Here is a 1467-nt window from a genome sequence, read left to right on the forward strand (position 1 = left end):
TCCGGAAAACAGACTTCCGGGAGCCGCTCTCCTCATGCCCCGGCGGTGGCGTCGAGTCTGGTTTGGCAGGTCATGGTCGACGACATGGTCAGACTGATAAACGCGGGTTGGGTACCGCATGACAAGGAATTCGAGTGGAGCGTAACGTGGTCTAAATTCGGGCGTCGGCTTTGGGCCTACCCATAGTCTGTCCTCGTGTTGGCTCCGCATGTTGCCTCGTCCAGGTGCGCTCGTCGGGGCACGTCTTAGGGTCACCGTCCTGTCATGGGACGGCCTTCCTGCAGCGGCGCGGCCAAGGACCAGCACCAACCGGCAAGTTCGCGGGCAACGGCGGTCCGCGCCTTCACGGGCATCTTGTGCCGGTCATCGAAGGCCACGGCACGGGCGTGGAGGCGTTGGTTGCCCTGCCGAGCGCGGGCTGCGGTGGCCGGGGACACCAGCTCGAGCTGGCGTAGCTCCTGGACCCCGGGCCTGCGGTACGGGCGTTTGTGCACTGTGGCTGCCTCAACCAGCAGGTGGCGGGCGTAGGTGTTTCCGGCCTTGGTGATCGAACCTTGGGTTCGAGTCTCGCCCGAGGAATGCTCCGAGGGGACCAGCCCCAGATAGGAACCGATAGTGGCGCCAGTGAAGCGGGTCCAGTCCCCGATCTCGGTGGCCAGCCCGAAGGCACCGACGATACTGAATCCCCGTAGGCAGGCCAAGGCATTGATGACCTCGGTATACCGGCAGTTAGCCGCCACCCGGGCGACTTCCTTATCAATGCGCTTCAGCCGCACGGACATGGATTCCTCTTGCGCCAAGGATTCCTGGAAAGCGAACTCCAGTGCCGGGTCATCGAAGTGCTGCTGATGCAGCCATTTCAGGTGTTCGCGGGTCCATCGGGACTTGCCGCCGTGGAAGAGGACGCCGTGTCGCAGCAGGATCGCGTTGACCCGCTGCTTGGCATGAGAGAGATCGATCGAGGCGACGTGTCGTGTCCGCGAAAGGTCCCGCAGTGCTTCCTGTTCAGTGTCTGGGATGGTGACCTTGGTGACTTCACCCAGGGCGAGCATACTTGCTAGGATTTTGGCATCTCGGCGATCCGTCTTAACGCGGTCGCCAGGAGCTCGCAACAGTTTCGAAGGGGCGGCGATCACGCAGTCGATGCCGGCGGCCTGCAGGTGTCGGGCCAATCCGAAGCCTGTGGGCCCGGCCTCGTAGACGACCCGGACCTCGGGGCCGAAGCCCTGTACCCACTCCGAGACGGCCAGAAGGTCGTCCTCGAAACATGAACGGGTCAATTCGCCGGTGTCGATATTCAGTGCGCATCCTACGATGCTGCGGGCATGGACATCGAGCCCGATATAGGTACGCTCGAACATAGCCGGGACCTCCAACCTTCAATGTGGCTCTACCATTCCACCGCGGTTTGGCTGCAAGGCCAAGACCCGAACGCATGGCAAACCACGAAACTTTGAAGCGGAGGTC

The 1467-nt window shown here is 62.6% G+C and carries 1 protein-coding gene; it reads right to left on the bottom strand.

The window, feature by feature from the left end; all coding sequences use genetic code 11:
• Window positions 1-251 precede the first annotated feature (251 nt).
• Window positions 252-1361: an IS110 family RNA-guided transposase gene (locus HED64_RS19605; protein ID WP_168153621.1), complete on the bottom strand. Its 1110-nt coding sequence runs from the start codon at window positions 1359-1361 to the stop codon at window positions 252-254.
• Between the last annotated feature and the right edge of the window lie 106 nt (window positions 1362-1467).

Origin of the sequence: Paeniglutamicibacter terrestris, from assembly GCF_012271785.1 — a bacterium.
Lineage (GTDB): Bacteria > Actinomycetota > Actinomycetes > Actinomycetales > Micrococcaceae > Paeniglutamicibacter > Paeniglutamicibacter terrestris.

Excerpts from the sequence above, each read along its gene's own strand:
- HED64_RS19605 (WP_168153621.1), bottom strand. The coding sequence starts at position 1,361 with ATGTTCGAGCGTACCTATATCGGGCTCGATGTCCATGCCCGCAGCATC.